This is a genomic window from Archangium sp., from assembly GCF_036277355.1.
In the GTDB taxonomy this organism is placed as follows: Bacteria; Myxococcota; Myxococcia; order Myxococcales; family Myxococcaceae; genus Archangium.
In genome coordinates, this window is record NZ_DASUNC010000113.1 from 1 (window position 1) to 22,600 (window position 22,600).

At 68.4% G+C, this 22,600-nt stretch carries 22 protein-coding genes; 6 read left to right on the forward strand and 16 right to left on the reverse strand.

Annotated features, from left to right (window positions below):
- The 4 genes from VFZ09_RS29205 to VFZ09_RS29220 form a co-directional block, all read right to left on the reverse strand.
- A partial coding sequence (locus VFZ09_RS29205; RefSeq protein WP_329730977.1) for an IS66 family transposase zinc-finger binding domain-containing protein occupies positions 1–814 on the reverse strand: 814 nt, incomplete at its 3' end.
- Between the two features lie 48 nt (positions 815–862).
- Positions 863–1,207, reverse strand: coding sequence for an IS66 family insertion sequence element accessory protein TnpB (tnpB, locus tag VFZ09_RS29210; protein ID WP_329730978.1), 345 nt, complete (start codon positions 1,205–1,207; stop codon positions 863–865).
- On the reverse strand, positions 1,201–1,590 hold the full coding sequence (gene tnpA, locus VFZ09_RS29215) for an IS66 family insertion sequence element accessory protein TnpA (protein WP_329730979.1): 390 nt from the start codon (positions 1,588–1,590) through the stop codon (positions 1,201–1,203). Before tnpA ends, tnpB begins: the two co-directional genes overlap by 7 nt.
- 169 nt (positions 1,591–1,759) lie before the next feature.
- The gene (locus VFZ09_RS29220) at positions 1,760–2,551 is read right to left on the reverse strand and encodes a DUSAM domain-containing protein (RefSeq protein ID WP_329730980.1); all 792 of its coding nucleotides are present in this window, start codon (positions 2,549–2,551) and stop codon (positions 1,760–1,762) included.
- Between the two features lie 639 nt (positions 2,552–3,190).
- Between VFZ09_RS29220 and VFZ09_RS29225 the strand changes: the two genes are divergently transcribed.
- Positions 3,191–4,397 (forward strand): ISAzo13 family transposase gene (locus VFZ09_RS29225; protein WP_414640759.1). Its coding sequence is split into 2 segments (ribosomal slippage): positions 3,191–3,825 and positions 3,824–4,397, totalling 1,209 coding nucleotides; the frame shifts between segments, so codons are not numbered across the junction.
- Between the two features lie 177 nt (positions 4,398–4,574).
- Here the strand turns inward: VFZ09_RS29225 and VFZ09_RS29230 are convergent.
- The 4 genes from VFZ09_RS29230 to VFZ09_RS29245 form a co-directional block, all read right to left on the reverse strand.
- The gene (locus VFZ09_RS29230) at positions 4,575–5,615 is read right to left on the reverse strand and encodes a serine/threonine-protein kinase (RefSeq protein WP_329730981.1); all 1,041 of its coding nucleotides are present in this window, start codon (positions 5,613–5,615) and stop codon (positions 4,575–4,577) included.
- A 27-nt stretch (positions 5,616–5,642) separates the two neighbouring features.
- A complete protein-coding gene (locus VFZ09_RS29235; RefSeq protein ID WP_329730982.1) occupies positions 5,643–6,830 on the reverse strand; it encodes a hypothetical protein in 1,188 nt (395 codons plus the stop codon).
- Positions 6,831–7,043: 213 nt separating this feature from the next.
- Positions 7,044–8,318, reverse strand: a complete 1,275-nt coding sequence (locus VFZ09_RS29240) for a choice-of-anchor X domain-containing protein (RefSeq protein ID WP_329730983.1) — start codon at positions 8,316–8,318, stop codon at positions 7,044–7,046.
- Positions 8,319–8,347: 29 nt separating this feature from the next.
- Positions 8,348–9,226 (reverse strand): hypothetical protein, encoded by an 879-nt coding sequence (locus tag VFZ09_RS29245; protein ID WP_329730984.1) that lies wholly within the window; start codon positions 9,224–9,226, stop codon positions 8,348–8,350.
- A 314-nt stretch (positions 9,227–9,540) separates the two neighbouring features.
- Here VFZ09_RS29245 and VFZ09_RS29250 point away from each other — a divergent pair, with 314 nt between their 5' ends.
- Positions 9,541–10,023 carry a TlpA family protein disulfide reductase gene (locus tag VFZ09_RS29250; RefSeq protein WP_329730985.1) on the forward strand — a complete coding sequence of 161 codons (483 nt, stop codon included), beginning with the start codon at positions 9,541–9,543 and terminating at the stop codon, positions 10,021–10,023.
- A 22-nt stretch (positions 10,024–10,045) separates the two neighbouring features.
- Positions 10,046–11,086: an SDR family oxidoreductase gene (locus VFZ09_RS29255; protein ID WP_329730986.1), complete on the forward strand. Its 1,041-nt coding sequence runs from the start codon at positions 10,046–10,048 to the stop codon at positions 11,084–11,086.
- Positions 11,087–11,209: 123 nt separating this feature from the next.
- Here VFZ09_RS29255 and VFZ09_RS29260 read toward each other — a convergent pair whose 3' ends face one another.
- The 3 genes from VFZ09_RS29260 to VFZ09_RS29270 form a co-directional block, all read right to left on the reverse strand.
- Positions 11,210–12,295 carry a HAMP domain-containing sensor histidine kinase gene (locus VFZ09_RS29260; protein ID WP_329730987.1) on the reverse strand — a complete coding sequence of 362 codons (1,086 nt, stop codon included), beginning with the start codon at positions 12,293–12,295 and terminating at the stop codon, positions 11,210–11,212.
- Positions 12,292–13,764: an ATPase domain-containing protein gene (locus VFZ09_RS29265; RefSeq protein WP_329730988.1), complete on the reverse strand. Its 1,473-nt coding sequence runs from the start codon at positions 13,762–13,764 to the stop codon at positions 12,292–12,294. The genes VFZ09_RS29260 and VFZ09_RS29265 overlap by 4 nt, the downstream gene beginning before the upstream one ends.
- A 205-nt stretch (positions 13,765–13,969) precedes the next feature.
- A complete protein-coding gene (locus tag VFZ09_RS29270; protein WP_329730989.1) occupies positions 13,970–15,082 on the reverse strand; it encodes an MJ1255/VC2487 family glycosyltransferase in 1,113 nt (370 codons plus the stop codon).
- Between the two features lie 59 nt (positions 15,083–15,141).
- Here VFZ09_RS29270 and VFZ09_RS29275 point away from each other — a divergent pair, with 59 nt between their 5' ends.
- Positions 15,142–15,456: a hypothetical protein gene (locus tag VFZ09_RS29275; protein WP_329730990.1), complete on the forward strand. Its 315-nt coding sequence runs from the start codon at positions 15,142–15,144 to the stop codon at positions 15,454–15,456.
- A 175-nt stretch (positions 15,457–15,631) separates the two neighbouring features.
- Positions 15,632–16,531 carry a LysR family transcriptional regulator gene (locus VFZ09_RS29280; RefSeq protein ID WP_329730991.1) on the forward strand — a complete coding sequence of 300 codons (900 nt, stop codon included), beginning with the start codon at positions 15,632–15,634 and terminating at the stop codon, positions 16,529–16,531.
- A gap of 68 nt (positions 16,532–16,599) precedes the next feature.
- On the opposite strand, the gene VFZ09_RS29285 is transcribed toward VFZ09_RS29280, so the two are convergent.
- Together VFZ09_RS29285 and VFZ09_RS29290 are read right to left on the reverse strand one after the other, a co-directional pair.
- Positions 16,600–17,358, reverse strand: coding sequence for an alpha/beta hydrolase (locus VFZ09_RS29285; protein WP_329730992.1), 759 nt, complete (start codon positions 17,356–17,358; stop codon positions 16,600–16,602).
- Between the two features lie 68 nt (positions 17,359–17,426).
- Positions 17,427–18,011, reverse strand: a complete 585-nt coding sequence (locus tag VFZ09_RS29290) for a TIGR02265 family protein (RefSeq protein ID WP_329730993.1) — start codon at positions 18,009–18,011, stop codon at positions 17,427–17,429.
- Between the two features lie 256 nt (positions 18,012–18,267).
- Between VFZ09_RS29290 and VFZ09_RS29295 the strand changes: the two genes are divergently transcribed.
- Positions 18,268–19,101 carry a hypothetical protein gene (locus tag VFZ09_RS29295; protein WP_329730994.1) on the forward strand — a complete coding sequence of 278 codons (834 nt, stop codon included), beginning with the start codon at positions 18,268–18,270 and terminating at the stop codon, positions 19,099–19,101.
- Positions 19,102–19,104: 3 nt separating this feature from the next.
- Here VFZ09_RS29295 and rsmB read toward each other — a convergent pair whose 3' ends face one another.
- The 3 genes from rsmB to VFZ09_RS29310 form a co-directional block, all read right to left on the reverse strand.
- Complete coding sequence (gene rsmB, locus VFZ09_RS29300; protein WP_329730995.1) at positions 19,105–20,424, reverse strand: 16S rRNA (cytosine(967)-C(5))-methyltransferase RsmB; 1,320 nt, start codon at positions 20,422–20,424, stop codon at positions 19,105–19,107.
- Positions 20,425–20,464: 40 nt separating this feature from the next.
- Positions 20,465–21,124 (reverse strand): hypothetical protein, encoded by a 660-nt coding sequence (locus VFZ09_RS29305; protein ID WP_329730996.1) that lies wholly within the window; start codon positions 21,122–21,124, stop codon positions 20,465–20,467.
- A gap of 13 nt (positions 21,125–21,137) precedes the next feature.
- Positions 21,138–22,600 (reverse strand): hypothetical protein (locus VFZ09_RS29310; RefSeq protein WP_329730997.1); only part of this gene is annotated, 1,463 nt, incomplete at its 5' end.

The following is a 22,600-nucleotide window of genomic DNA, read 5'->3' on the forward strand; positions in this document are numbered from 1 at the left end:
GCGCCACCACGGGGGCCAGCAAGTCACTGGCCCCCGCCACCCAGTCGCCCAGGGTGGAGGCGGGCAGCCTCACCCCGTGGCGCTTGTCGAAAATGGCCTGCTGGCGGTGCAGGGGCAGCCCGTCGCGGTACTTGCCCACCAAAAGCTGCGCCAGCAGCCCCGGGCCGGGCAGCGCCCCGGGTAGTGGCGTCTCACCCGCGGGCGCGGCAACCACCCCCTCCTTGCAGCGCGGGCACGCCAGCTTGGGACGCTTCTCCACCCGCACGTAGAAGCGCGCCGGCTCCAACTCCAGCCGTTGGCTTACCTCCTCGCCCATGGGCGTGCGCTGTTGGCCGCACCCCGGGCACAGGCACTCCTCGGCCGTTGGCTGCACCAGCACCTCGCGCCTCTCCAGGTGCGCGGGCAGCGCCTGGGCTCCGCTCACGGGCGGGCGCTTGGGTGTCTTCTTCGGCGCTTGGGCGGGCACGGCCGCCGGGGCGGCTGCCTGGAGGCCGCCGGCGGTGGCGGGCACGGCCGGCTGCTGCTGGGTGAATAATGACAGCAGCAGTTGGAGCCGGCTGGCGGGAGTCTTCTCACTGCGCCGCCCGTACAACTGCCGCAACGCCTGCTTGAGTCGCACCAGCGTGGAGGCGTGCGCCTCGCGCAGCTGACCCAACAAGCCCAACAACATCTCAATGGCCTGCTCGCCGTGGCCCTCCGTCAGCAGTTGCAGCATGTAGGCGCGCACCGCCTCCATGTCTTCCCCCGCGAAGGCGGGCGGCTGGGCTTCTTCCTCCTGACCCTTCTCTTCTTCGATGGTGACGGCGGAAGTCATGCGCGCCTTGCCTATGCCCGAAGTCATGCCGGGCGCGCAAGCGCCGACTCAGTGCACCTCGCGTCGCCGTACCGCGCTGCTCGCCTCCACCAGCGACAGCAACTCCGAGAGCTGCCGTACGTCCAGGTGCACCGCGGCCTGGCCTTCCTCGGGCGCCGGCACCCGGAAGCGCCCCGCCTCCAGTCTCTTGCTCACGGTGCAGTACCCGTTGGCGTCCCAGAAGAGAATGCGCACCAACTCCCTCCTCTTGGAGAAGAAGACGAACAGGTGGCCCGACTTCGGCTGCTGCCCAAGGCCGCCCTGCACCAGCGCGCTCAACCCGTCGGCCTGCTTGCGCATGTCGCACGGCTGCGTCGCCACCCAGATTCTCACTCCCTCCGGTAGCTTCAGCACCCCTGCACCTCCTTCACCGCTCGCAGCACCCGCGCCACCAGCTCCTGGCTGGCCCCCGCCTCCACTCGCATCCGTACCCCGCCCACCTCCACCTGCACCTGCTCCCCCTTCTCCCGCCCTGACTCTTGCCTCGCGGCGGGCGCCACATCCACCGCCACGAAGGACATGGCCTTGCGCGCCCCCTCCGTCCCTTCTCGCCTCCTCGTCCAGAAGCGCAGCCTCTCGCGTGGCAACCCGTGCTTGCGCATGAAGGCCGACTGCGTGCCTCCTTCCTCCTCCCAGGCTCGCACCACCTGCGCTGCTATCTCCGGTGTCCACCGGGGCCGTCGCGCTGCTTCCAACCACGCTGGCTCCGCTTTCGTCGTCGCTGTGTTCGTCGTCATCGCGCCGCCCACTCTGCGGCTCCTCGTGCACCTGCACTACCTGGGCTGGAGCGGAGGCTTACGGCGAGGGCTCCATCAACGAGTGTGATGCGCGCCCGTGCGTCCTCGCTGATGCCCATCAACCAGCCGGTCCAAATCTCCATCAACAAGCGTGCGCGGTAACAAGCGGTCACGACTCCGGGGGCGGACTGTCGAGGCCCCTTAGCTGCTCCTCGGCCATCCGGCGGTATTGCGGCACGATCTCCACGGCGAGCACGTCACGCATCTGCTGGCGGGCCCCTTCAAGATCGCCCGCGTCCCGGAGGCTCGTCATCCGGTACATCGAGCGCAGGAATCGACGTTGGCCGTCCCGCAAGCGAGAAAGAATCATCCCCATGAGGGCTTCGGCGCCTTCGGGGCTCTTGAGGGCTTCTTCCGTCTCGGCGTCGCTGACGGCTGCCGTGGGGGCCATCCGGCGCAGAAGGTCGCGCAAGTCATCGGTGAGTTCCAGGGCGTGACCCTGCTGAACTCGCTGTGAGAGGGCGGCGAGTTGCGGCCGGTCGTGTAGGTCCGGATTGAGCTGCCCGGTTGCGCGCACATCCGCCAGCCCGGACAACTTCTCAAGGGCAATTTCAACTTGCTCCCGATAGAAGGGGACGACCTCCACGGCGAGCACGTCACGCATGATTTGCCGTGCCGCATCGAGATCGCCCGCATCCCGTAGGTCGTAGGCCCGGTTTCGCGCACGAGTCAGCCGCCATGACCCGTCATGGATGCGCCGCCGGACTTCCTGTAGCAGAGTCGTAGCGGTGGACGGGCTACGGAGGGCGCTCTCTGCATCCTCGTCACTAATAGCCACCTCGCGGACACTTCGCAGCAAAAGGGCGCGCGTTTCCTCGGTGAGCTCTAGGGGCTCGCCCTGATCCAGGACCCGTTTTGCCAGCGCCCGAATGGGGTCCCAATCAATCTGGCTGTCGGACATCTCCGCTCCTACTTCTTACGCTTAAGAGGATCAGGGCACATAGCTTCTGGCCATTCGTGCTGGCCCTCACAGCGGCGAATGCAGTCATAACAGGGTGCCTTCCAACCTTCGTCTGAGCAACGAACGAAGTTCTTGATGCACTCCTGCTTCCACTCTGGAAGATCTTCGTTGTTCTCGAATTCCTCGTCGTCGATTCTCAGCGAAATGTCCCGTAGGACCCGGAGCACGTCCGAGCGGCTGGCGGTACAACTTTCCAGCGCGGTCAACGGGTACTTCTTGATGCAGCAGTCAACCGTGGACTCTCCCGGTCGGCATGCAATGGCCGCTGCACAGCCCGAAACGAGCCCACCCACCAGCACGGCGACCCAAAGGCGCGGGGTACAGTTCAGGTTTTCCATGTCTCAAAGGCTAGCCAGTTAATCATGAAATGCCAGCCGGCGACAGGGCGTGACGGGCTGGCCGTCATGATGCACCCTTTCTGGGTAGATGCACCCTTTCTGGTAGGTTGTGCCGCGCTATGCGGAACTTCTTACCTCCCCGGTCTGCCCTTCTTCTCGTCCTCTTGGAGGCTGGAGGAAATAACTTTTCCCTTTCAGTTGTTGCTCCAATGAATGAAATCGGCAGCAGCGGGGAAGGCAGATGGACGAGGACGCATTGCGAAGAGTCATCCAGAGCAAGTACCAAGCACTGCGCTCTGGCATGAATGAGGCGGTCCGTCGACGGTGGGCGGCAGCAGAGGCCATCGCGATGGGGTCCAAAGGAGCCCAACTGGTCGCCCAAGCTACGGGACTGTCGCTGCCGACGATTCGACGGGGAATGAGGGAATTGAAGCAAGGCATTCCACTCGAGGTGCACCGCGCACGGCGACCCGGTGGAGGCCGAAAGAAGGCAACCGCAAGGGATGCGACGTTGCTGGCAGACCTCGAAGCATTGGTTGACCCAGTGACCCGCGGCGATCCCACCTCTCCGTTGCGTTGGACGTGCAAGAGCACTCTGAAACTCGCAGAAGAGTTGCACAACCAGGGCCATGGCATCAGCGCCCATACGGTGGGCGAGATTCTCCACCGGCAGGGTTATAGCCTGCAGAGCAATCGTAAGACCCATGAGGGGACCCAACACCCGGACCGCAATGCGCAGTTCGAGTACGTGAACGCCCGGGTGAAGGAGTTCCAGGGGCGAGGCTCTCCGGTCATCTCCGTGGACGCCAAGAAGAAGGAACTGGTGGGGGACTTCAAGAATGCTGGGCGAGAGTGGGCTCCAAAGGGCCAGCCACCTAGTGCGCGCCTACGACTTCGTGGACAAGGAGCCTGGCAAAGCCCTGCTCTATGGCGTCTACGATGTGGGAGCCAACGAAGGCTGGGTGAGGGTTGGGGTGACGCATGACACCCCGGCCTTCGCGCTCGCAACCATTCGGACGTGGTGGTTGGAGATGGGCATCGTACGCTACCCGAAGGCCAAGGAGTTGCTCATCATCGCCGACAGTGGCGGTAGCAACAGCGCCCGTGCCCGACTGTGGAAGGTGGAGTTGCAGCATCTGGCGGACGAAACGGGCTTGCGGATGGCCGTCAGCCATCTGCCACCTGGCACCAGCAAGTGGAACAAAATCGAACATCGCATGTTCTGCCACATTACTCACAACTGGCGCGGGCGCCCGTTGGAGAGCCGAGAAGTCATCGTCAATCTGATTGGCAGCACGACGGCGCCCAAGGGGCTCCACATTCAGGCCAGTCTCGACATGGCGGACTACCCCACAGGCATCAAGGTGCGTGACGAGGAGTTGGCAGCATTGAACCTCAAGCGCGATGACTTCCATGGGGAATGGAACTACATGCTCCTTCCCAAGTAGCCATAAGCCATCCCCTTACGAAGGGTTGCGTGCCTTACTAAAAGGGAAAAGTTATTTCCTCCAGCCTCCTAAGAGAGGGTCAGGGTGAGGGTCTCCCTCACGCGGACACCCTGGCGACGACCCTCACCCCCCGCCCTCTCCCAGAGGGAGAGGGAGCATGCGGAACCCAGCACTTCCCTATCTCGACGTCGCCTTCGGCGGCAGCGCCAGGGGCCACAGCCGGGCCAGGTCACTCCGCAGCGCGGCGGCGCTCGGGTAGCGCTGCTCGGGGTGCTTCTGCATCAGCTTGAGCACCACGCGCTCGAAGGGCTCGGGCAGGCTCGGGGTGAGCGTGCGCGGAGGCACGGGCTGCTGTTGCACGTGCAGGAACATGAGCGGCACGGGCTGCGGGTGGCGGAACGGTAGCTGCCCGGTGAGCAGCTCATACGCCACCACGCCCAACGAATACAGATCAGTCGCGGGAGTCACCGGATGCGCGCCCGAAATCTGCTCGGGCGCCATGTACTCGGGAGTCCCGAGCACCGCGCCCTGCGCCGTCACACCGGCCACGTGCGAGCTCTTGGCGAGCCCGAAGTCCATCAACTTGAGGATGCCCGGCTTCGTGAGGAAGAGGTTGCCCGGCTTCACATCCCGGTGCAGCACGCCGTGCCCATGCGCGTGCTCCAGCGCGGCCGCCGCGTGGGTGAGCCACCGCAGCGCCTCGGCGAGCGTGGGCCGGGTGCCCATCAGGCGGCGCTTGAGATCCATCCCCACCAGCAGCTCCGTGGTGAGGAAGTGCCGGTCCCCGTCCACCCCCACGTCGTACACACGGACGATGTTCGGATGATCCAACCCCCGCGCGTGCTCCACTTCCTGGCGGAAGCGGGCGATCTGCGAGGCGTCCGCGCCCGGCACGGCCAACACCTTGAGCGCCAGGTGCGCGCCGCTGGTCAAATCCATCACCTCGTGCACCATGGCGCTGCCACCGGAGCCCAACCACCGCTCCACCTGGTAGCGCCCGGCCACCACCTGCCCCGGAATGAGGCCCCGCACCACCGGGTGGCCCTGGGGCGATGGCTCGTCCACCGGGTGCTCACTGCTGCCGAGCAGCAGCGTGCGCGCCGGCCCGCTCCCCCGCGAATCGCGCGAGGGTGGCGGCGGTGCAACGGGAGGCGGAGCCACCGCCCCCTCCGCGGGATTCAGGTACGCCACCCCGCTGTCGTGCTCCTCGTCCGTCACGGCAGCTCTCCCTCCCCTCGCGCGGCCTCAGCCCGCGAGCAGCGACACGTTGGAGGGCACGCCAGTGCCCTCGATGTCCAGGTGCGGCGTGGGCAGGTTGTACTCGGCGGCGGCCGTGGTGGCCTCCATCATGATGGGGCCGGCGATCTCCGGCGGCTCCCCGTGGCACAGCAGCTCCACCACGTGCTCCACCGTCCAGCGCCCCAGCCGCTGGATGGACACCTGGCCGTTCTGCACCTTCGCCGTCTCGGCCAGCTCCGTGCTGCCCATCAGCTTCTCGTCCACCGACTGGCCCAGGTAGCCGCGCGCCAGCGTCATCACCCGCTCCACCACCGCGTTCCACGCCTGCAGGTGCGAGCGGTCCTGCGCCTCGTCCATGATGTCCAGGCCCACCGGCAGCTTCTCCATCCGGTCCAGGAACGTCTGGATGCGCGGCCCGCGGATGAGCCGTCCGTGCTGCGGCGCGATGATCTCCACCGCCGGCTCCAGCTTGCGGATGACGGCCACCACGCGCTGCAGCGCCAGGTTCACCGGCATGTAGATTTGATGGAAGGCGCGGATGCCATTCCAATCCGACTCATCCGCCCACAGGCCCTGCGCGTTGACGTCCGTGACGCCGCCGAACAGGTCTCCGGTGAAGAGCACCCGCGTCTCCGGGTCGTACAGCATCACCGCGCCGCGGAAGTGGCAGAAGGGCGAGGGCACGGGCAACAGCCGGTGGCCGGTGGGCACGTTGAGCCCGTGGCTGAACTTCTCCGTGGCGATGAAGCGGCCGCGCGGCAGGTTCTGGTGGACGATGAGCCGCCAGGTGTCCTCCGAGCAGAGGATGCCGGCCTTGGGCGCGTAGCGCGCCGAGATGATGCTCGCCGACGAGCCCACGTCCGGATCCTGGTGGTTGATGAAGACGGCGCTGAGCCGATCCAACCCGCCGATGAGCGTCGTCACCTTGGTGGACACCTGGGCGAAGTCACTGCTCGAGCCCGGGTCGATGAGCAGGTTGAACTCGTTGGGGCGGCCCGTCTTCGGGTCCGTGCCCCGGAAGCGGCGCAGGTAAGGGTTGGCGTAGAAGATGTTGCCGGGCTCGCGCTTGCCCACCCAGAAGGTATCCGGAGCGATCTCCACGGGAACGAGTCGCAGGTCGGTGATCTGGCTGTCGGATGGACGGACGTTGCTCGGCGGCGGATTGCGATTCGGGAACGCCTGGACGCTGCTCATACGGGCACTCGGTCCTTGGGGATGTGGGGCCCCCGGGGAAGGGGCGGGAACACCCTCTCCCGTAGCAAGGCGCGGGCCGCCCTGGAGTCGGAGTGCACTGTCCACCCGGGCACGCCCCGGGCACGCAACCACTGCGCGGCCCCGCCTCACGGGACCGCAAATCGTGCGCCGCCCCCGCATGAGCGGGGAAACCCCCTACGAGCAGCCCGGCTTCTACGGGGCCTTGGGGTCCGCCGGCCGTCCGGACAGGCCATCCAGTGCCGACTCGGCCTGGGCCACGTCCTTGCCGTACTCCGCCAGGTAGCGCTGGCGCTCCTCGCTGTCCCACTCGGCCTCGGAGAACCGGTCCAGCGTGTACGGCTGGGTGGTGTGCACGTAACCGTAGAGGGCCTTCACCAGCTCGCGGTCCGGATCTCCCTGCTCCCGGAGGAGGAAGCCCTCCACGTCGCGCAGCCGGAGGGGGAAGTCGGGCTTCCTGTCGTGCAACAGCAGGCCGAAGACCTGGAACCGCACCTCGCGGGCGCCGGCCTCCAACTCCTCGTTGAACTCCAGATAAGCCAGCGGAATACCGGCCTCGTCATCCACGCGGCCCGCCATCACGTAGCGGCCCGGCTTGCGCACCTGCAGGCCCACGTAGAGCTGCAGCGAGCCCTTCTCGATGACCTCGCGCACCTTGCCGGTGAAGGTGGCGGGCGCCGCGGGGGTGAAGACGATGTCGAAGAAGGCCCCGCCCTCGGCGTTGTTGCCCGCGCGCACGCGGAACTCGACGCGCAGCGTGCCCTCGAACATGGCGAAGCCCTGGCGCGAGGGCTGGAAGCTCCCCGTCCACGTGCCGTCCCCGGCCACCTCGTCCCCGTTGCGGCCGGTGTCGTTGAAGTCCAGTGGCACCGGGGCGGCGGCGCTCCCGGCCTGCGCCATATGCGGGGCCTCGCGGGCCACGGCGGAGTGCACCTCGCACGGCAGCGGCTGGTGGGAGCTCGCGTTCTCACAGCCCACGAAGAAGCGCACCACCTCGTCGCCCACGACGTAGACCTTCTCCTGCTTCAACGTCAGCGAGACGTCGCGCTGCTCCTTGCTCAACGGCTGCTTGCGCTCGGGCGACTGCGGGTACACCAGGTCCGGGTGCTCCTCGATGGGCCGCGACTCGTGGGGGTAGCGCGTGGACTTGCGGTAGGAGTCCAGGGTGAAGCGGGCCCGCTCCAGACGCTTCTCCCACAGCTGGCGCTGCGCCTCGCGCTCGGCCTCCTCAGGCGACAGGGGGGCCTGGCCGGGCCGCTGCGCGGGGACCGCCGAGGGCCGTGCCGGCCCGCGCGGCGGGGGCCCGGCCGGAACATTGTCAGACGAAACCCCGGAACCGGGTGCGGACGAATCCGCCACACCCGGCTCGGGACGGATGAGCCCCACGGAGAGCAGCAACCCTCCCACTCCCACCACGAGAGGAACGAGCAGGAGAAGCCACCGGCTACGACGAGAAGGGCGCTGAGTCATGGGCTACATCCAATGCTGCCAGAAACGGCTCAGTAGGCGTAGGCGGCCATGTCGGCGCGCACGGGCCCGACGATGCCCGCCCAGTTACCGGCGGCGTAGTGATCGTAGGACTCGCCGTCATCGCGCAGCGAGACCGTGTGGTAGCTCCACTTGGCCACGCCGTTGCTGGTGGCCGAGGTGCCGGTGTTCAGCGTGCCGTCGCAGAACCAGTCGCCGGGGTTGCAGAAGCCGCCGGTGCTGGAGACACCGCCGGTGGAGTGGTAGGCCACGGCCTCGTCATCCTGGCCCGGCAGCGTGCCCGAGTAGAGCGTGCCCCTGGCGCCGGCGAACATGTAGAACCACTTGGCGCGCGTGGTGTTGTGGTTGTACATGCCGCGCGCGGTGCTGGTGACCAGGTCGCTGGTGAGCGGCTCGCTCGAGGCCCAGTCGCCCAGGTTGGCCAGCTCGCTGCCGCCGCCCGCGCCCGAGGCCACGTCCACCCACTTGATGTTCCACCCCACCTGCGTGGTGCCGTCCGTGTTGCCGCACACCCCCGTGGAGTTGGGGACGGCGTTCTTCTTGTAGCGCGCCGAGCCGCCGTACAGGGACAGCGCGTAGCCGATCTGCAGGTTGCCCGCGCTGTGCGCCGCGATGTAGCACCAGTTGGCGCCGGTGCAGAAGCAGTCCAGCGCGTCGCGGATGCGGAAGTTCTCCACCGAGATGCGCTGCGTGCCGTTCCAGTTCACGGCCTTCTTGTTCACGCCGGCCGCGGTGCTGCTCGGGCCCCAGTAGCTGAAGTCCGCGTAGTTGCCGCGCAGCGTGCTGCCGCCGTTCCGGCCGTGGATCCACAGCGAATAGTTGGTGGCCGATGCCTCCGCGCCCACCAGGGCGGTGGCGGCGACGATGGCCGTGCTCAACAGCTTCTTCATGAGAGAGCGCCTCCTGCTCTTGCTTCCAAGGGAGTACCCGCCCGGCGGGTTGCCTGACAGGCAACAGCACTCTACTCGCATATTCTCGAAATCTGAAAACCTTCCATTCCCATCAAATACAGTCTTCTGGATATTTGATGTCTAAACCGAACTCGCTGACACGGCGCGTCAGGAATGGAGAGGGAACCGGACAGGGAAGCGGGCGCCGGAGGTGCCGGGTGAGGAGGGGACGGGTGGGGTGAGGTGTCCGGGGCGCGGGGCGCGGATGCCTAGCTTGAATCCCGTCCTCTCCACCCTTTGAGGAGGCCCTGCCCATGTCCTCGATGGATGTTCCCCTGACGCTGTTGGATCCCGAAGGCGGTTGGATCAATGCCCCCGTGCACGTGCATGACCTGCGGGGCCGGCCCACGCTGCTGTACTTCTGGTCGGAGCTGAGCAAGACGAACCAGGAGCAGCTGCCGCTGGTGAAGACGCTGCTGGACGAGTTCATCCCCCAGGGGCTGCAGGTGATTGGCGTCCACGTCCCGATGGAGGGCGAGGATCTGGGCCATGCGCTGGACACCAACGACATCGAGGCGATCGTGAAGCGGATGGGCTTCCGTCACCCGGTGGCGGTGGACGACGGCTCGATGGAGCAGGCGTACGGGGTGGAGGAAGTGCCCACGTTCCTGGTGTACGACGCCTTCGGCATCCTGCGTCTGCGGGTGGCGGGAGAGGCGGCGACGAACCCCGAGCTGAGGCGGCTGTTGGAGCGGCTCACCGGCCCCGAGGCCACCTCTGGCGCATTCGCGCCCTGAACCCCCGCACGCGAGGAACGACATGGCAGGCCGGAACAAGAAGGAGGCCTCCCGTCTGTCGTCGCTGGGAGCCCTGACCGCCGCTGGAATGGGGGCGGTCATGGGGCTGAGGGCGATGCTGCGGGAGAAGGTGAGCTTTTCGGGCCGCACGGTGTTGCTGACGGGCGGCTCGAGGGGACTGGGACTGGTGATGGCCCGTCAGTTCCTGGCCGAGGGAGCGCGCGTCATCATCTGCGCCCGGGAGGAGGTGGAGCTGTCCCGGGCGCGCGACGAGTTGGAGGGACAGGGGGGCGAGGTGCTGGCCATCCCCTGCGACGTGAGTGACCGGGTGCAGGTGGAGGCGATGGTGGCCCAGGTGCACGAGCGTTTCGGCGCGGTGGACGTGCTGGTGAACAACGCCGGGGGCATCCAGGTGGGGCCGCTCGAGTCGATGACGGAGGAGGACTTCGTCGAGGCGATGCAGGTGCACTTCTGGGCGGCGCTCTACACATCGCTGGCGGTGCTGCCGGAGATGAAGCGGCGGGGCTGGGGGCGCATCGTGAACATCTCGTCCATTGGCGGGAAGGTGAGCATCCCGCACCTGGTGCCCTACAGCGCGAGCAAGTTCGCGCTGGTGGGCCTGTCGGACGGGATGAGGGCGGAGCTGGCGCAGGACGGCATCCTGGTGACGACGGTGTGCCCGGCGTTGATGCGCACGGGCAGCCCGCCCAACGCGTTCTTCAAGGGAGACCACGAGGCGGAGTACGCGTGGTTCGTGCTGGGAGACTCGCTGCCGGGGATGTCGATGAACGCGGAGCGGGCGGCGAGGAAGATCCTCGAGGCCTGCCGCCGGGGCGACGCGGAGGCGCTGGTGGGCTGGCCGTCGAAGGTGGCGGCACTGGCGAGAACACTGGCGCCGGGCCTGACGGCGGCGGTGCTGGCGCAGGTGAACCGGATGATGCCGCAGGACAGCAGCACGGACCGGTACCGGGGCCGGGACAGCGAGACACCGCTCACGCGCTCCTGGGTGACGAAGCTGACGCGGCAGGCGGCGCAGAAGAACAACGAGGATCTGCTGCACTGAAGCAGTCGCATCCGCCCAGGCCGCACCCACCCCTGCCCTACCCTTGCCCCACTCACCCCTCTCCCCCCGGGAGAGGGTCGGGGTGAGGGTATGGCGGGCCCCGGGTTGGACCCGGCCGGGACGTCAGCTCGGGAGGGGAAGCCGGAGGCTGAAGGTGGAGCCGTGGCCCAGCTCCGACTGCGCGGTGAGCGAGCCGCCGTGGAGCCTCGCGAGCGCCGCGGCGATGTACAACCCCAGCCCATGCCCGTTGCCGCCCGCGCCGTCGGCGCGATGGAAGCGGTCGAAGATGTTGCGCAACTCCGAGGCGGGGATGCCCACGCCCCAGTCGCGTACCTGGACGAGCGCCAGGCCGGGCGTGAGCGCGAGCGTCACCTCGACGCGCCGCTGCTCTCCGCCGTACTTCACCGCATTGGAGAGCAGGTTGTTGAGGATGTACCGCACGCGCTCGGCGTCGAAGAACAGCGCCACGGGCCGCGCCGCCCCCATCAGGGAGAAGTCCACCTGGGGCTGGAGCTCGCGCCATTCCTGGACCACCTCCTGGAGGAAGCCGGAGAGCTCGCCGGACTCACGATTCAGCGCCACCTTGCCCTCGGACAGGCGCGCCGCATCGAGGATGGAGGTGACGAGGGAGCTCATCCGATCCAACTGGCGGAGGATGGCCTCGGAGCACCTCCGCTCGTCGGCGGCACCGCGCTCTCCCTGCTTGCGCAGCAGCATCTGGGCATTGAGCCGCGCGGAGCTCAGGGGAGTCTTGATCTCATGGGCCACCCAGTTGAGCATCTCCTCGCGCGCGGCGTCGCTGGAGTGGCCCGCGCGGTCTCCCGCGGTCATGGCCTCCTCGCGGAGCCGCAGGGCAGCGGGGCGCGAGCGCAGCACCTGCTGCACCGCGGCCTCGAAGGTCTCGAGGTCCACCGGCTTGGAGAGGAAGGCATCCGCCTCCTCCAACCCCTTGGGTTGCGCGGCGCTCAGCAGCAGGAAGGGGACCGTGCCGAGCCGGGGATCGGCCCGCAGCAACCGCAGCAGCTCCACCCCGGTGCGCCGGGGCATCATGTGATCGCTCACCACCAGGTCCGGCCGCTCGGTCCGGGCCAGCATCAGGGCCTCCTCGCCGTTGTGCGCCCGCAGGGCCCGGTGACCCAGATCCTCCACCACCTGGGCGAAAATCTCGAGCATCGCCTCCTCGTCCTCCGCGATGAGGACGAGGCTCATTCCTCATCCCCACCGATGCGCGAGCCGATGGGCTGGGCCTGGCCCGTCAGCAGACCCGCGGCCGAGCGCATGGGATTGAGCACGCGAATCCCCGCGTCGGTGATCTCGAACTCGCGGAGATCTCCGTCGTACTTGCTGTCACGCATCTTGAGGATGGACATGACGCGGTGGATGTGACCGCGCAGCTCCACGTAGCGCAGCAGCAGCAGGTTCTCTCCGAGGATGGCGATGGGCGTGTCGTTGAAGTCCAGCTCGGTGCCGGCGATCTTCGACACCTCCTTGGTGAACAGGGACGTCACCCCCGCGGCCCGCAGGTGCACGCTGAAGGCGGCCAGGAAGGTCCGCCGCCGCTCCGGGTCCGCGATGGCGAGCTCCAGCTCCGTCAGCCCGTCGATCACCAGCCTCCGGACGCCCAACCGGGCCACCTCCGCCAGGAGGCGGTCGACCAGGACGTCCGCCTCCAGCTCGGAGGGAGGCAGGTGCATCAACGTCATCCGCTCACTCGCCAGCGCTTCCCGCACATCCAGACCGATGCGCTGGGCCCGGGCCAGCAGCGCCGCGGGGGGCTCGAAGAAGGAGACGAAGAGCGTCTTCTCCCCCTGGCGGGCCCCCTCGGCCGCGAAGTGCGCGGCGAGCAGCGTCTTGCCGATGCCCATGCTGCCCGCCAGCAGGGTGGTGCTCTGCAACGGCAGGCCGCCATCCATCAACCCATCGAACTCGGGCAGGCCGAAACCGGCCCGGGTGCGCGGCGGGACGAAGTCCTTGTCGGAGGGAACGCGGGCCTCGAGCCGCGGGATGATCTCCACCCCCTCGGTCCCAATCTGGAGGAGGTGCTCGCCCAGCAGGTGGGGCCGGCCGCGCAGCTTGACGACCTCCACCCGGCGATGGCGGCGCCCTCCCTGCTGGCTCATCCACAGCGAGACGATGCCATCCACCGTCGTGGCTTCCGGCAGCGTCATCAACTTCTCGATGGGGTATTCGGTGGTGAAGAGCCCGATGCAGTCCGTGGCGGACAGCCCGATGCCCAGCTCATACAGGAACTCGCGCAGCCGGGCCTCGTCCTGCCACAGGTCGCGGATGGAGCGCAGCCCGTCGATGAAGAGCATCTTCGCGCCGCGCTCGCGCACGGTGTGCAGCAGGGTGTCGCGCGCCTCCTTGGCGCCCTTCTTCAGCGAGGCATAGGCACTGACGAGGAAGAGCTTCTCGCCCAGCAGCTCGCGGCGGAAGAAGGAGAAGCCGGAGAGCGCGTCCACCAGCTTGTCGTGCGGCTCGGACGTGACGGTGGCGAGCACCACCGGCAGCCCGCGCGAGGCGGCGAGGAAGGCGATCTGACTGCAGAGGATCGTCTTTCCGCAGCCGGGGTTGCCCGCCACGATGAGGGTCTGGCGCCGGGGAATGCCACCCCCCAGCAGGAGATCGAAGCTCGGGATGCCGGTCTCGAACAACTTCTGGGTGTTGCGGCTGTCCATCGGGAGGCTCGGAGCAAAAGGAGGGGACCATGCGCGGGTCCTGGCGAAGGCACGCCTTCTAGAGGAACAGGCCCGGCCGCATGTGCCGGGACGCGCCTCCTAACATGGAACCCGCCCGTCAGCCCGGCCACCGGCGGGGCACTCCGATGACCAGCCAACGCTTCCCCGTCTGGCCGCCTGCTCTCCTGGCGGCCAGGGCCGGAGCTCACGCCTTGGAGGGCTCCTCCGGGCCGAGCTCCTCCCACCAGCGGCCCTTGTACTCGGCGGCGCGGGCGAGCTGCTCGCGCAGCGCGGAGATCATCTTCACGTTCCCCTCCTGCTCATAGCCCTTGAGCGCCTCCTGGCACCCGGGCACGCGCTGCAGGAAGTCGCGCAGGCGCTCGAGGGTGAGCTCGGGCGCGTACATGCCGTAGCCGAGCTTCTCCAGGTAGAGGGCGTTGAGCACCTGCTCGAACTGGCCCTTCACGGGCAGCGAAAGCAGGGGCTTGTGCAGGTAGACGGCCTCGCTCATGAGCGTGTAGCCGCCCCCGGCGATGACGGCGCGGGCGGTGCGCAGATCGTCGATGAAGCCCTTCTCGCTGAAGGGGCGGTAGACGAGGTTGCCGTCGTGCACGTCCTCGGTGATGTCGCGGCGCATGCCGTAGATGTGGCAGGGCAGGCCGCTCTGCTTGAGGATCTCCGGCAGCCGCGTGTTGGTGGTGGACGTCTGGTAGACGAGCAGATGCTCACCGGGCTCGGACTTCGCGGAGAGGATCTCCGGCCGCAGGATGGAGGGCAGCAGCGTGGTGCGCTCCTTGCGGACGGGCGGGTAGAAGAAGGTGGTGACGAGGTAGTGGAAGCACCCGGGCAGCTTGGACTTCACCAGGGCGCGGGTGGCCTCGAAGTCATCCTCGAAACCGGCGAGCAGCGAGGCGTCGTGCCTGGCGCGGTTGATGACCTGCATGTTGTCCACGCTGATGACGGGCAGGCGGTGGTTGCGGCCGAAGAGGTAGCTGAAGCTCTCGAAGTCGCTCACCACGACGTCCGGCTTGAAGTCCTCCATGAGCTCGAAGTACTGGCGCACGTTCTGCGGCCAGCCCTTCACCGCGCCGGAGAGGTTCTGCAGCACCGTCTGCCACTTCTTCACCGAGTTGCCCTCGTAGGCGATGGTGAGGCCCCAGATGCCGTGCACGTTCTCGAAGCGTTTGGCCAGGTAGTCCTTGGCCCGTCCCGAGACGACGATGTGGACCTCGTGCTCCTGGGTCAGCTCCTCGAGGAGCACGCGGGAGCGGGTGGCGTGCCCCATGCCTTCGCCAACGACACCGTAGAGGATTCTCATGGGGCGAGAGCATACGCGGGATGTGGCGCGCGAGCCCATGCGGCGGTAGCGTCCCCGCCATGCAACACGAGGCAACGGACACCAAGGCCCCGGAGAGCCAGGCTCCCAAGAGCGCGGAGGGATTGACGCGGGCGGCCCTGCTGGGGCTGTGCGGCGGCATCCTCCTGGGTGGCCTCTTCCTGCTGGGAGTGGGACTCAAGACGCGCCTGTCACCGGCGGACTGCACCGGCCTGTCCGAGATGGAGTGCGGCTTCCGGCGCGACGCCGACCTGGAGATGGGCCGCCTGCAGGTCATCATGGGCTCCGGCCTGCTGGCACTCGGAGCGGCCGTGGTGGTGCTGCTGCGCTCGCGGGCCCGCGCGGCCTCCAGCTGAGGGCCCTTCGTCCTCCCAGGGGCTCACCCCGAGTGGAGCCCCCTCCGCCTGCACGTCCCTCTTCCGTCAAGCAGCCGGACGGGCGGGCGGGGTAAGCGCTTTTTCCGGTGTGGCGTAGACCGGCTAATTAGCTCTAGCCTCGACATTAGGCTTCGGTTAGGAGAGGCCCCCTCTTATGCAGCTTGAATCCCTGAAGATGTTTTGTGACGTGGTGGAGACGGGCTCCTTCTCGAGGGCCGCGCAGCTCAACCACGTGACGCAGTCCGCGGTGAGCCAGCAGATCCGCGCCCTGGAGAATCGCTACGAGCAGAAGCTCCTGTCGCGCAGCGCGCGCCAGGTGACGCCGACGCCCGCGGGCGAGCGCCTGTTCCGAGGGTGCAAGGAGATCCTCGCCCGGTTCGCCGAGGTGGAGAACGAGATCCGCGAGCAGTCCACCGAGGTGCAGGGCACCACGACGGTGTCCACCATCTACTCGGTGGGCCTGCACGAGCTGCGCAACGTGCAGAAGCAGCTCCTCAAGACGCACCCCAAGGTGAACATGCGCCTGAACTACCGGCGCAATGATCAGGTCTACGACGACGTCATCCTCGGGGCGGCGGAGATTGGAATCGTCGCGTACCCGCAGCCGCGCGCGGGCGTGGACATCCACCCGTTCCGCGACGACAAGCTGGCGGTGGTGTGCGCGCCCAACCATCCGTTCGCCAGCAAGGCGAAGGTGAGCCTCACGGCGCTCTCGGGCGTGCCCTTCATCGCCTTCGATCGCGAGGCGCCCACGCGCAAGGCGCTGGACCGGCTCTTCCGCGAGAAGAACCTGGACCTCAACCCGGTGATGGAGATCGACAACGTCGAGACCATCAAGCGCGCGGTGGAGATGGGCATCGGCGTGGCCATCCTCCCCATGGCCACGGTGGCGGCCGAGGTGGCGCAGGGGACGATCGTCTCCAAGCCCTTCGCCGAGGGCCCGGTGTCGCGCCCCATCGGGCTGCTCATCCGCAAGGGCAAGTACCTGGACCGCGCGTCGGCCGCGGTGCTCGAGGCCTTCAAGCTGGCCGAGGCCACGAGCGACGAGCACTGAGCCCGTCCCGGTGACGCGGCCCCGGCCCCGTGCCACCCCGCGTGGGAGGCATGGGGCCTTTTGTTTGCTCAGGCGGCGGTCTCGGCCTGCGCGGCGGGCGCCAGCGCGTGCAGCCAGGGCGTCAGCAGCCGCGCGCACGCCTCGGGGTGGGTGAAGTAGGGCACGTGGCCCGCGCCGCGCAGGAGGATTCGGGGAGTCCCCGGAGGCAGCGAGGCCGCGAGCCGCTCCAGGGTGGACGCGGGCACCAGCACGTCCCGGTCCCCCTGGATGCACAGGCACGAGACAGGCAGCGGGCGCAGCTCGGGCGGAGGCGGCTCGCGGCGGCAGGCGAAGGCGCGGTGGAGCGTGGTCATCCGCTCCAGCGTCGTGGTGGGCACCACGTCGGCCACCTGCTCGGCCGGGACGCGCTTCCACGAGGCCACGCAGGCGGTGATCGGACCGGGGCGGCCCAGGACGGCGATGGGCCCCATGAGGGGGATGAGGTGGCCGCGCAAGCCCAGGTGCTCGGGCCGGGTGAAGGAGCCCAGGAAGGCCACCCCGCGCACGGCGCCCGCCGCGGCCAGGTGCCCGGCCACCATGCCCCCGTAGGAGCTGGCCACCACCGCGTCCATGCGTCCCGCCGCCGTGAGCACCTGACGCGCCAGCTCCCCTGCCCCACAGGCGGCGAGGCTGCCTTCGGGGTACTCGACGAGGACGGGCCGGGCCACGGAGGAGAGCCGCTCGGCCAGGGCCCGGAAGCCGACGCCCCGTGCGCCCAACCCGGGGAGCAACAACACCCGGGGACCCGTGCCTCGACCCATCTCCGTCAGCTCCACGAACCGGCGCATGTGCCTCCTTCACGAACGCGCTCCGAACACCGCTCGCGCGCCGCTTCTGCCCGTGTACGCCCGCCTGCCTACCAGGAGACCTCCACCTCCGTCTCGCTCAGGCTCACCTGACGTCCGGTGGCCTTCACTTCCGCCATCTTCGCCGCCTCGAAGAGGCCCCGCACCGCGCCCACGAGGTAGTCGCACGGCAGGGTGCTGCCCTTGATGGAGACGACGCCGCTGCCCGGCCCGGTCCACTGCACCGCGCACTCGCCATGCCGGACGGACGTGCGCCACGCCGAGGGGAACCCGTTGAGCATCCGCCTCGGCTCGCCCCCGGCCAGCATCAGCAGCACCCGCCCCGCTCCGGACTCCAGGTACTCCGGCGCCACCTCGTGCCCCAGGCGCCACATGGCTCCCTCGAAGCCGCCGTGGCGCTCACTCAGCGCCCACGCCGCGGTGTAGAGCAGCCGGTTCAGCGCGCCGACGGGGTAGCTGAAGAAGGCCATGAAGCGGCTGCCTCCGGCCGCGTCGATGCAGCGCCGCAGGGCCCCGTCGTCGTTCAGGCCGCGCACGACTTCCAACGCGCCCGTGAAGAAGAAGCCGCGAAGGGTGTCCTCCGGCCTGCACAGGACCAACCGTTGCTCCAACTCCTGCTGTGAGCCCTTCTCCATCGCGTCCCCGGCGAGCGGGGGGACTCCCGCCCGGTCCCCAGTTCCGGGGCGCAGTATTCGTCTTGCCGGGCTGGAATCAAGACGCGTCGCACGAGGGCACTCCCCCGCGGAGAAGCCAGGGTGCGCGAGGTCATCCTGGAACAGGGAACGTATGGGATGGGGTGACCCAGGGGAGTGGGCTCGTGTTCGAGGATGGACGTCCGGCCCCGGGCCCCCCTGCCGTGACAGGGGGCCATCCCGTCTACACTCTTGTTTCATGAGCGCGCTGACCGCAGGTGACATCCTCGGAGGGGAGTGGCGCATCGTCCGACCGGCCTTCGGAGACGATCCCGGCTCGGAGTACCGGGTGGAGCCCGTCGAGGGAGGGAGCGCCCGGCGGCTCACGCTGTGGCGCACGCTGCGGCCTCCGGCGTCCGCCGAGCTGAAACGCTTCGAGGAGCTCATGCGCTCGGGGGAGCGGACGCACCACCCCGCCTTCCAGCCCGTGGAGGCGGTGGGGTACGACGGGGCCCGCGAGGCGCTGTGGATGGTGCGTCCCTGGTGGAATGGCGAGTCGCTGCCCTCGATGCTGGGGGGACTCCATCCGGTAGGGTTGGATCTTCCCTACCTGCATGCGCTCGCGGATCAGCTGGTGCAGGCGCTCACCGCCGCCCAGGCCGCGGGCATCTCCCATGGCCGGCTGCGGCCCACGCGGTTGCTCGTCGCGCCCGGGGGCAAGGGAGTGCGGCTGTGCCTCCTGGACCTGGGGTTGGAGGTCTTCCGGCGCACCCACGCCTCGGGCTGGCTGAAGCCCCCCCAGGTGGGCGCGGCCTACGTGGCGCCCGAGCTGGGGGAGACAGGGCCCGTGCCGGCTTCGGCCGATGTCTTCTCCTTCGGGCTCATCGTGCGGGACATGCTGGCCACGCGGCGGGACGGGGCGTGGCGGGGACGCTGGGAGCACTGGGTGGAGCGGGCCACGGCCACGGAGGCGGGCAGACGGTTCGGCAGCCTCACCGAGGCCCTGAAGGCCCTGATACCGGTGCTGAGGGCGCTGCCGGATGAGCCACCGCCGCCGCCACCGAACTACGAGCCCGGCATCCCCACCGCGTAGGCCTCAGTACAGCTTGCGCAGACGCGCGGCGAAGAAGCCGTCCCAGCTCTCGGGGCCCGGCAGCGTGCGGAGGTACGCCTGGGTGAGCGGGAGCTTCACCGACTCGTGCAGCACCGGCGGCTCCGCCGTCCACTCGGGGTGACTGCGCAGGAACATCTCCACCTGATCCTGCCCCTCCTGCGGATCCATCGTGCACACCGCGTACACCAGCAGGCCTCCGGGTGGCACCGCCTCCTGGCAGTTCTCCAGGATGCGCCGCTGCAACACCGCCAGCCGGCCGATGTCCTCCGGCTTGCGCCGGTAGCGCAGCTCCGGGTGCCGCCGCAGCGTCCCCAGGCCCGAGCACGGCGCGTCCACCAGGAACGCGTGGAACTCGCCCCACTCCTCCGGCCAGGGCTGCGAGGCGTCGTGCGCCTCGGCCCGCAGGCGCGCGGTGAGGCCCAGCCGCTTCGCCTCGGATTCGATCTTGCGCAGCTTGTTGGCGTGGAGGTCCGTGGCCACCACCTCGTGCTTCTCGGCCAGGTGGCACGCCTTGCCGCCCGGCGCCGCGCAGGCGTCCAGCACCCGCGCCGTCTCCGGGATGTCCCCGTACACGCCCACCAGCTGCGCGGCCTCGTCCTGCACCTGCCACAGGCCCTCGGCGTAGCCGTAGATGTCCTCCACCCGGCCCACCGGCGGCAGGACGATGCCCACGGGAGACACCGCCGTGGGCCGCGCCTCCAGCCCCGTCTCGCGCAGCTGCTCCAGCAGCGCGTCGCGCGTCACCTTGGCGCTGTTGGCGCGGATGACCACCGCGGGCGTCTGGTTGTTGGCCACGAGGATCGCCTCGGCACGCTCGCGGCCGAACTGGCGCACCCAGCGCTCCACCATCCACTTCGGGTGGCTCTCGCGGACCGAGAGGTGCTCGATGGCGTCCGTCTCCGGCGGCAGCGGCGGCGAGGGCAGCGAGGACAGCTTGCGCAGGATGGCGTTGACGAAGCCCGCCGCGCGCACCAGCCCCACCTCCTTGAGGGCCTGGACGGTCTCGGCCACGGCGGCGCGGGCCGGGACGCGCGTGTAGAAGATTTGATAGGCCCCCACGCGCAGCGCGGCCAGGACCTTGTCCTCGAGCGCGTCCAGCTTGCGGTCGGCGAAGCGGGTGATGGCGTAGTCCAGCGTGAGCTGGCGGCGGGTGGCCCCGTAGGTCAGCTCGGTGATGAGGCCCGTGTCCCGGGGATCGGCCGGCGGCGACTCCGAGAGCATCGTGTCGAGGACGACATTGAGGTACGCATCCGTGGCCCGGACACGGCTCAGAACCTGGATGGCGATGGCGCGTGCGTTCATCCTGCCCTCCCCGTACCACACTTCCCCTGCCCCGCGCGCCCTACCTGCCCATCACCCGGGCGGCCCAGCGGCGCGTCGAGTCATCCGCGTTCTTCATCAACGCGTCGAAGCGCCCCGCGCGCATCAACTCCACCAGGCGCTCGTCCCGCGCGAGGATTTCAGTTGTGTGCCAGGGGAAGAAGAGGTCCTTCTCGCCCGTCTGGCGGTAGTGCGGGTCCGCGACCAGCGCCTCCAGATAGCGTGAGTAACTGTCGAAGAAGCGGTCCACGTTCGATGCCACGGGCATGACGTGAGCATCAGGCTCATAGGTATCCACCTCTATCACAGGCTGCCTTCCCAATGCATCCGCGAGGCTCGGCACGGTGGCATATGTGTAGATATCACCGCCGAAAACAATCACGGACTCCCCCAGATCTTCCCACCAATTTTCCCGCCACCACCTGTTGTTCTCCTCGAGTTCATGGATTTGCTCATCCGACCGGTCGAGGGTCCACCCTATCCCCATCAATTCCGTGGCAAAGGCCGCGTAACCCAGGCGCGCATAGACATCAGCCAGAACCGGGTCGAAGGGCAGCCCCTCCAAGGAGCATCCAGCACGCAGCGGTTCGCGGGCAGGCGGCAAGGTCTTCACACTGAGATTCAATCGCAAGCAGACATCAAACAGCCGCTCCAATCCAGGCAGAGGCATGAGCACCTCCATCGTTCTCTCCTGTCTATTCGAGGCCAGGGAATCGGCTCCGTAAATCGCGCAACACGGCCTCCCTCGCGTCGTCCACGGACCTCGACATTCCTGGAGGCTCGTCGGCGCGGTGGTACCAGGGCTCGAAATGCTTATCAATGATTTCAGCTGCTCGGCGCACTTCATCCGTTGTCGGGTTGGGGCGAGCGGTTCGAAACCTCCCCCATAGAAAATTGACTCTTTTATGGACGTGCTCTTTCAACATCACGAGGTTCTCCCCGGCATTGACGTTCTCATCCGGGAAGAGGTGCGCGTATTGAAGTGGCCGCCGATGGTGGATGGGAAGCTCCTTGCTCTGCTCCTCCAGGACTTTGGCGAACTGTGGATACAGCTTTGCGTAATAAACGCGAGCCTCCTGGCGAAGTGTGTTTTTCAAATCCTTATTGAGCGGCTCCTGGATGACTCTTTCGAGACGGACGAAGAGGCCTCGCAGCGTCTTGCGCTCGCCGCGGCTCAGCGCCTGCTCGCCCTCCAGCAGCACCTTCGCCCAGAGTCGCTCGAAGGCTGTCTTCTCTTCCGGCGTCAGCCGCTTGAGCGCGGTGCGCAGCCACCCGGCCACCACCTCGGGCTCGCGCCCCAGCGCCTTCGTCACCCACTCCAGCCCCTCCGTCGCGAAGAAGCCCAGGCCCTTGGCGATGATTCCCAACGCGAACCACAGCGCCAGCTCCTCCACGCCCCGCTGCGCCAGCCAGGCCGTGCCCTCCACCACCCCCTCCCGCCAGCGCAGCAGGGTGGCCTCCTGCATGGACAGGTACCAACTCTGCCCCGGCCGCGGCGGAGGGCGCTCCACCTTCGCGGACCGCACCCGGCCTCGCGCCCGCGCCTCTCCCTGCCGGTGCTCGGCCAGCCACACCACACGCACCGTGCGCGGGCCCAGCCCCTCGGTGAAGGGCAGCAGCACCTGCACCAACTGCCCCGCGACCTCGGGTGACAGCGCAACGGGGCTCCCTCCTGGCCCCTCGCGCGTGCGCCGCACCTCCCGCAACTCCCCACCGGCGAGCCGGCCGTCCTCCAGCCGCACCTCGAGCTCCACCCGCGCCGCTCCTCCGGCCGGGACCTGCACGGCACGCATCCACTTGCCGGCCAGCTCGTGGAAGGTGAGGAAGGTTGCAGCCGGAGTGCCCGGCATGCGCACCGGCAGTCTCCTGGCCTCAGAAGGCCGGACGTCCGTGCGTGAGGCGTCGTAGTCCACCGCCCAACGCGCCTCCTCACGCCTCAGCCGCAACACCACCTCCCCCGTGCGCCCTCCCGCGTACTGGGTGAGGACGAGGCGCAGCACCCGCTCCAGCTCCTCCACCTCCACTGGACGCCCCACCCCCTCGCCGCCACGCCCCTCCTCGTAGCCCACCAGCGTCAGCGCGCCCCCCTCCACCCAGAAGGTGAAGGCCAGCACCGCCCCCACCTCCTCCACCCCGCTGCACAGGCCCACCACTCGCT

Bases quoted from the DNA above. Each gene is read 5' to 3' on its own strand.
- tnpA (WP_329730979.1), bottom strand. From the start codon at position 1,590: ATGACGACGAACACAGCGACGACGAAAGCGGAGCCAGCGTGGTTGGAA.
- VFZ09_RS29220 (WP_329730980.1), bottom strand. From the start codon at position 2,551: ATGTCCGACAGCCAGATTGATTGGGACCCCATTCGGGCGCTGGCAAAA.
- VFZ09_RS29235 (WP_329730982.1), bottom strand. From the start codon at position 6,830: ATGAGCAGCGTCCAGGCGTTCCCGAATCGCAATCCGCCGCCGAGCAAC.
- VFZ09_RS29240 (WP_329730983.1), bottom strand. From the start codon at position 8,318: ATGACTCAGCGCCCTTCTCGTCGTAGCCGGTGGCTTCTCCTGCTCGTT.
- VFZ09_RS29245 (WP_329730984.1), bottom strand. From the start codon at position 9,226: ATGAAGAAGCTGTTGAGCACGGCCATCGTCGCCGCCACCGCCCTGGTG.
- VFZ09_RS29250 (WP_329730985.1), top strand. From the start codon at position 9,541: ATGTCCTCGATGGATGTTCCCCTGACGCTGTTGGATCCCGAAGGCGGT.
- VFZ09_RS29255 (WP_329730986.1), top strand. From the start codon at position 10,046: ATGGCAGGCCGGAACAAGAAGGAGGCCTCCCGTCTGTCGTCGCTGGGA.
- VFZ09_RS29260 (WP_329730987.1), bottom strand. From the start codon at position 12,295: ATGAGCCTCGTCCTCATCGCGGAGGACGAGGAGGCGATGCTCGAGATT.
- VFZ09_RS29265 (WP_329730988.1), bottom strand. From the start codon at position 13,764: ATGGACAGCCGCAACACCCAGAAGTTGTTCGAGACCGGCATCCCGAGC.
- VFZ09_RS29270 (WP_329730989.1), bottom strand. From the start codon at position 15,082: ATGAGAATCCTCTACGGTGTCGTTGGCGAAGGCATGGGGCACGCCACC.
- VFZ09_RS29275 (WP_329730990.1), top strand. From the start codon at position 15,142: ATGCAACACGAGGCAACGGACACCAAGGCCCCGGAGAGCCAGGCTCCC.
- VFZ09_RS29280 (WP_329730991.1), top strand. From the start codon at position 15,632: ATGCAGCTTGAATCCCTGAAGATGTTTTGTGACGTGGTGGAGACGGGC.
- VFZ09_RS29285 (WP_329730992.1), bottom strand. From the start codon at position 17,358: ATGCGCCGGTTCGTGGAGCTGACGGAGATGGGTCGAGGCACGGGTCCC.
- VFZ09_RS29290 (WP_329730993.1), bottom strand. From the start codon at position 18,011: ATGGAGAAGGGCTCACAGCAGGAGTTGGAGCAACGGTTGGTCCTGTGC.
- VFZ09_RS29295 (WP_329730994.1), top strand. From the start codon at position 18,268: ATGAGCGCGCTGACCGCAGGTGACATCCTCGGAGGGGAGTGGCGCATC.
- rsmB (WP_329730995.1), bottom strand. From the start codon at position 20,424: ATGAACGCACGCGCCATCGCCATCCAGGTTCTGAGCCGTGTCCGGGCC.
- VFZ09_RS29305 (WP_329730996.1), bottom strand. From the start codon at position 21,124: ATGGAGGTGCTCATGCCTCTGCCTGGATTGGAGCGGCTGTTTGATGTC.